A 6,420-nucleotide genomic window follows, 5' to 3' on the forward strand; every position below is an offset into this window, starting at 1 on the left:
ATAAAGAGTTCCTGTACCGCCATACTGTCAGCGCAGTGCGGTATCGAAAGGTGCAATCTCTAAGATTGCATGGGTCGCAAAGATTCCCCCACCATAGCTCTTAGCTTGGTGGTGGGAGTATGTCAAGAATCCTTCTAAATCTGCTGTAGGTAGACTCCAGAAAATGCTCGAAAGGCGCTGTTCAGGCTGCGTTGGAATTGCTCCCGTAGGCATTACACCCATCATGATGTTGGAGCGGTCATAGAACTGATGCAAGATCTGCGGATTCAGCACTTCGCATTCAGGCACGATGATCCACTTTGCACCCCAAGGGTAGGCTTGGTTGAGCTTTTCCCATGCTTTAGGGCGTAAATGGCTGCGTGCGCCATTGGCGATCAACACGAGATCAAATTGACGTTGAAAGGATTGATCTGCGGATTGTCCAATCACGTTTATACCGTCACTGGACTCTTGAAGTTCATGTACCTCATGCGCCATACACCACTCAACGTGTTGAGGATATTCTCGGACTTTGGATGCAAGGACATGACAGAGTGTGGCACGGTGAATGCCGAGTCCATATGAACGTTCATCGGCTTGTCGATATTGACTGTTTATCAGCAAGTCGCCGCCAGCCAGTTGACCTTCAAGACCGGTTACCACAGCGCCAAGGCTTAAGGCTTGTTCCAAAATGCCTAAATGTTCGAAAACTGCCAGTCCGGCAGGTTGTAATAATAATCCTGCGCCCACAGGTTCAAGTTGTGAGACTTTTTCATATAAGCAGATCTGATGGCCTTGAGCAGCAAGCATTGCTGCAGCAGCTAATCCTGCCGTACCTGCACCGATGATGGCAATATTTTGAGTTTTCATTGTTTTAAAAGTTGATTTTATCTCAGCCCAATGTATCAAAGATGCTGCATAAAACCCAATAAAAAAGCCCTCAAAAGGGCTTTTTTAGGGGTGAGTCAAGTCTTACCAGTGTTCACCTGGGAATAGGCGAGCATATGCCTTTTGTACCCAATTGAGTTTTTCTTGCTTACCAATAGACGCTGAAGAGCTTGGGAACAAGTTATAACCAATCGACATGAGTTTGTTGTTAATGTCTGGAGCAATTGAGTAGGTAATAGAAGCCAGACGGCCCAAATTGGTCGCCACTTTCTTTGGACGTTTCACGATGGCATAGGCAATCAGGTCAGTCGCTTGTTCTGGAGAAAGCGTTGGAACGTATTTATAAATTTTGGTTGGAGCGATCATTGGCGTGCGCACCAATGGCATGTAGACCGACGTGATGGCAATATTATGCGAGTGAACTTCAGCGCTCAGGCAACGGCTAAAAGCATCTAATGCGGCTTTAGACGCAACATAGGCAGAGAAGCGTGTTGCATTGGCCAATACACCAATCGAACTGATGTTGATGATATGACCTTCACGACGAATCATCATTTTAGGCAACAGGTTCATCACCAAACGTACCGCGCCAAAATAGTTCAACTGCATAGTACGTTCAAAATCATGGAAACGATCGGTTGATTCATGTACGGCACGACGAATAGAACGGCCAGCGTTATTAATTAAGATATCAATATGATCGACGGAAGCGAGGATTTGTTGTGCCACAGCATCAATGGAGTCCATATCATTGAGGTCACATGGGAAAACATCGGCTTTACCGCCAGTGGCTTCAATTTCAGCTTTTACGGCATCAAGAGTTTCTTTGGTACGTGCAACCAGTAGAACATGTGCGCCTGCGTTGGCAAGGCGATGCGCTGTGGTTAAACCGATACCACTTGATGCACCGGTGATTAAAATGGTCTTACCGTTGACACGGTCAACGAAACGTTTCTCAAGTCTTGAATTCACGATGAGGTTCCCTGTTAAATCAGTTTTATTGTATTCATTTATCGGCCCGACAACGCTATGTGCAGGGCTGTTTTAAGTCAGCGGTATGATAGCGTTTTATTCAAAAAAAGCCATATGATAAGTAATTGAAAATAAAATAATATTTAGAGTTTTTACTCTAAATTAAAATCCCTATTTACTCAATTTTTAACACATAAATATGTGAAAGAGAAGTGCTTTTATCAACATCGTTGCAACCTAAAAAAGTCGATTTTCAAGATAAATAAAATTGTAAATAAATATAGAAGCAGGGCCATAGATGCCCAAAGTTGGAAGGCGGATTATGTGGGAGTGGTTATTTAAATGAAATGGAAATAAAAACAGGCCTTAAAAATAAGACCTGTGGACTGTGCAATTATGGTTTAAACAGCAGCTAAGGCTTGCTCTAAGTCTGCAATCAAGTCATCCGCATGTTCGATCCCAATCGATAAACGAACCATATCAATGCTGACCCCCGCTGCTTTGAGTTCATCTTCATTGAGCTGACGATGTGTCGTGGTCGCAGGATGGCAGGCTAAACTTTTGGCATCACCAATATTCACAAGGCGAGTAAACAACTGCAAGGCATCGATGAAACGTGTGCCACCTGCAAGGCCATCTTGAACGCCGAATGAAAGAATCGCAGATGGTTTGCCTTTGACATATTTTTGCGCCAAAGCATGCTGAGGATGGTCTTTTAGGCCAGCGTAGTTGACCCATTTTACTTTTGGATGCGCTTGTAAATATTCCGCCACTTTTTGCGCATTTTCAGTATGACGCTCCATGCGCAGGCTTAAGGTTTCCAAACCTTGTAAGATTAAGAATACATTATGCGGGCTGATCGCAGCGCCTGTATTACGCAGTGGGACCACGCGCGCACGGGCAATGTAGGCTGCGTCACCTAAGGCTTCGACATAATTGACCCCGTGGTAGCTTGGATCAGGGGTGTTGAGTGATTTAAAGCGTTCAGGGTATTTGCCCCAAGGAAATTTGCCGCTATCGACGATGATGCCGCCGATCGAATTACCATGACCGCCAATATATTTTGTGAGTGAGTGCACCACGATGTCGGCACCAAATTCAAATGATTTTTGCAGAACAGGTGTGGCCACAGTATTGTCTACGACTACAGGTATGCCAAATTCATGCGCAATTTTCGAAATTGCTTCGAGGTCAATAATATTGCCCAATGGGTTACCAATAGATTCGACAAAGACCAGCTTGGTTTTGTCATCGATGAGGCTACGCAGTGCTTCGGGGTTTTGATAATCAAAGAAGCGAACTTCAATGCCTTGTTTCGGCAAGGTGTGGGCAAACAGATTATATGTGCCGCCATATAGGGTCGAAACTGAAGCGATATTGTCGCCCGCTTCAGCAATGGTTTGAATCGCATATGTAATGGCAGCCATACCTGATGCCAACGCCAGTGCGCCTATACCGCCTTCGAGCGCTGCAACACGCTGTTCAAGTACCGCCGTGGTTGGATTCATAATGCGGGTATAAATATTACCCTGAACTTTTAAGTCAAATAAATCAGCACCATGCTGCGTGTTATCAAACGAATATGATGTTGTTTGATAGATCGGCACCGCAACCGCTTTGGTGGTTGGCTCCGGTGTATACCCCGCGTGAATTGCTAAAGTTTCATCTTTATAGGTCATGATTACTTCATCTAAGAGAGCTAGTTTTTAAACAGTCTATCACTTATATATATGAATAAAAGTGCTTTATTTATAAAATGAATATCATAATTATTCATATTATTGAAAAATTTTCAGCTAAAGATGAGCGAAATCATGCTTAAAAACGCATGTTTAAATTTTGTTCGCCATTAAACTTGTAACAATGCATTGAAGGCGTGTGCGAAACCTTATTTTTTCACGACTTTATGCGTATAATAGCCGATTATTTTTTCGCTCAATTGAGCAGGGGCAACTTTGTGTTGTTCCGTATATGTTTTGACTATTGAGGAGTCCTAAGTGGCCCAATATATTTACACGATGAACCGTGTGTCGAAGATGGTTCCGCCTAAGCGCGAAATCCTGAAAGACATCTCTTTATCATTTTTCCCAGGCGCAAAAATTGGTGTGCTTGGTCTAAACGGTGCAGGTAAATCTACCTTGCTTCGTATTATGGCGGGCGTAGATAAAGATTTCTCAGGTGAAGCACGTGCTCAACCGGGTATCAAAATTGGTTACCTTGAACAAGAGCCGCCATTGGATGAAAGCAAAGACGTTCGTGGTAACGTTGAAGACGGTTTGCGTGAACCGTTGGATGCTTTGGCGCGTCTTGATGAAGTGTTTGCAGAATATGCAGCAGAAGATGCTGACTTTGATGCACTTGCAAAAGAACAAGAGAAGTTAGAAGCGATTATCCATTCATGGGATGCACATAACATTGTCAACCAAATGGATCAGGCTGCTGCAGCGTTGAATCTTCCAGCTTGGGATGCAGATGTATCTAAGTTGTCTGGTGGTGAGCGCCGTCGTGTTGCACTTTGCCGTTTGTTATTGTCTAAACCAGACATGCTGCTTCTAGACGAACCGACGAACCATTTGGATGCTTCATCAGTATCTTGGTTAGAACGTTTCTTGAAAGACTTCCCAGGTACAATTGTTGCGATTACCCATGACCGTTACTTCTTGGATAACGTGGCAGAGTGGATTCTTGAGCTTGACCGCGGCATGGGTATTCCATACCAAGGCAACTATTCTTCTTGGTTAGAGCAGAAAAATGCTCGTTTAGAGCAAGAACAGAAGCAAGAAGAATCTTTTGCTAAAGCATTGAAAAAAGAACTTGAATGGGTTCGTTCAAATGCCAAAGGTCAGCAAAAGAAAAACAAAGCGCGTATGGAGCGTTTTGAAGAGCTTAACTCACGCGAATTCCAACAGCGTAACGAAACGTCTGAAATCTACATTCCACCTGGTCCACGTCTAGGCAACAAGGTTGTAGAAGTTGAAGGCATCAGCAAGTCGTTTGGTGATCGTACGCTTTATAAAGACTTATCATTCGTTGTACCACCTTGTGCCATTGTGGGTATCGTGGGTGAGAACGGTGCGGGTAAAACCACATTGTTCCGTATGATGACAGGCGAACAACAACCAGATACAGGTACAGTTACACTGGGTGAGTCTGTTAAAGTGGCTTACGTGGGTCAGATTCGTGACACCTTAGATGACAACAAAACTGTTTGGGAAGAAGTTTCTGGCGGTTTAGATATCTTGAAAATTGGTGAATACGAAATCGCATCTCGTGCGTATATCGGTCGCTTTAACTTCAAAGGTCAAGATCAGCAAAAACGTGTAGGTCAATTGTCAGGTGGTGAACGTAACCGTTTACAACTTGCGAAAATCCTGCAAATGGGTGCAAACGTCATCTTACTCGATGAACCGTCAAACGACTTGGATATTGAAACTTTACGTGCGCTTGAGGATGCAATTCTGGTATTCCCGGGTACAGTCATGGTGATCTCGCATGACCGTTGGTTCCTCGACCGTATTGCAACGCACATCTTGTCATTTGAAGGTGAAACCCCTGAATTCTTCACGGGTAACTACCATGAATTTGAAGAATACCGTCGTAAACGTGATGGTGATGACCTTGTTGCAAAGCGTCAAAAATACCGCAAAATTGGCAACTAAGTTCCAGTTTTAAAATAAAAAAACCAGCCTGCGGGCTGGTTTTTTATTACTTAGGATGCAATGACTATACGACAATGTCTTCATAGGCATGATGTAAGACGTAGTCTGCTTGTTCATGGCCTTGTGCAGCGGCTTTACTGAGCCAAAGCTGTGCAAGTTCATAATTGCGGTCTAAGCCGAGTTCTCCACGTAAATAACCGAGACCTAAGCGATATTGGGCATCTTTATGACCTTTTAATGCGGCACTTAAAAAATTCCACATGGCATTGCGATAGTCAGTAGGGGATTGGTCTGCTGAATCCATAGTATGGTGACTGAGAAAGTCTTGATGGTGTTGAGCCGCAAGAATTTCAAAATAAGTCCCTTGGGCGTAATCACCCTCGGCTTCTGGAACCGAAAGATGCATTCCTTGCAACTTTGGATTCATCTGTTGTGACAACAGTGCATAAATTTTTTTCAGAGCTTGTATCATCATTGTTAAACTCCTTATTGCTAAGTATAACCACTTGATTAATAAAAAATATTAACAGTAGTCATTCGTGCGCTGCGATGAATGATTTAATTGTTTTAAACAGATCACACTTAAGATGAAAATTAGCATGCTTGTCATGATATGTGAATAGGTATTAAAAAAATATTTATCAAATGGAGCGTAAAACTCTGTCCTTCAGGTCAGAGATATAAGCGACACGACATGAAGTGTCGTTTGATTTAACTAAGGACTATTTTCCTTGAGTTCTGATTGTTAATATAAGTACATGAAAACCCTTAAATTACGTATAAAAGACAAACATCGCAAGGTGTTAGACCAACTAGCATCAGAAGTGAACTTCGTCTGGAATTATGTCAATGATTTAGGGTTTAGGCATTTGAAGCGGAAAGGTGAATTTCTCTCTGCTTTTGATATTGCCAAATATACGAA

Annotated in this window: 4 protein-coding genes and 2 pseudogenes; 2 read left to right on the forward strand and 4 right to left on the reverse strand. The window is 43.0% G+C overall.

Going from position 1 to position 6,420, the window contains the following annotated elements; all coding sequences use genetic code 11:
* Positions 1-123 precede the first annotated feature (123 nt).
* The 3 genes and pseudogenes from FTU83_RS16630 to FTU83_RS16640 form a co-directional block, all read right to left on the reverse strand.
* Positions 124-849 (reverse strand): annotated as a pseudogene (locus tag FTU83_RS16630) (FAD-dependent oxidoreductase); the annotation flags it as partial.
* Between the two features lie 102 nt (positions 850-951).
* Positions 952-1,839: an SDR family NAD(P)-dependent oxidoreductase gene (locus FTU83_RS16635; RefSeq protein ID WP_078189400.1), complete on the reverse strand. Its 888-nt coding sequence runs from the start codon at positions 1,837-1,839 to the stop codon at positions 952-954.
* Between the two features lie 401 nt (positions 1,840-2,240).
* Positions 2,241-3,518 (reverse strand): O-acetylhomoserine aminocarboxypropyltransferase/cysteine synthase family protein, encoded by a 1,278-nt coding sequence (locus FTU83_RS16640; protein WP_180092590.1) that lies wholly within the window; start codon positions 3,516-3,518, stop codon positions 2,241-2,243.
* 318 nt (positions 3,519-3,836) lie between these two features.
* On the opposite strand from FTU83_RS16640, the gene ettA reads away from it, so the two are divergent.
* A complete protein-coding gene (gene ettA, locus FTU83_RS16645; RefSeq protein WP_180073466.1) occupies positions 3,837-5,498 on the forward strand; it encodes an energy-dependent translational throttle protein EttA in 1,662 nt (553 codons plus the stop codon).
* Between the two features lie 64 nt (positions 5,499-5,562).
* Here ettA and FTU83_RS16650 read toward each other — a convergent pair whose 3' ends face one another.
* Complete coding sequence (locus tag FTU83_RS16650; RefSeq protein ID WP_180005476.1) at positions 5,563-5,973, reverse strand: SEL1-like repeat protein; 411 nt, start codon at positions 5,971-5,973, stop codon at positions 5,563-5,565.
* Positions 5,974-6,256: 283 nt separating this feature from the next.
* Between FTU83_RS16650 and FTU83_RS16655 the strand changes: the two are divergent.
* Positions 6,257-6,420, forward strand: a pseudogene (locus FTU83_RS16655) (RNA-guided endonuclease TnpB family protein); the annotation flags it as partial.

The organism is Acinetobacter sp. YH12152, from assembly GCF_013418285.1.
GTDB lineage: Bacteria > Pseudomonadota > Gammaproteobacteria > Pseudomonadales > Moraxellaceae > Acinetobacter > Acinetobacter amyesii.

Coding starts and splice junctions, on each gene's coding strand:
- FTU83_RS16640 (WP_180092590.1), bottom strand. CDS start 3,518: ATGACCTATAAAGATGAAACTTTAGCAATTCACGCGGGGTATACACCG.
- FTU83_RS16650 (WP_180005476.1), bottom strand. CDS start 5,973: ATGATGATACAAGCTCTGAAAAAAATTTATGCACTGTTGTCACAACAG.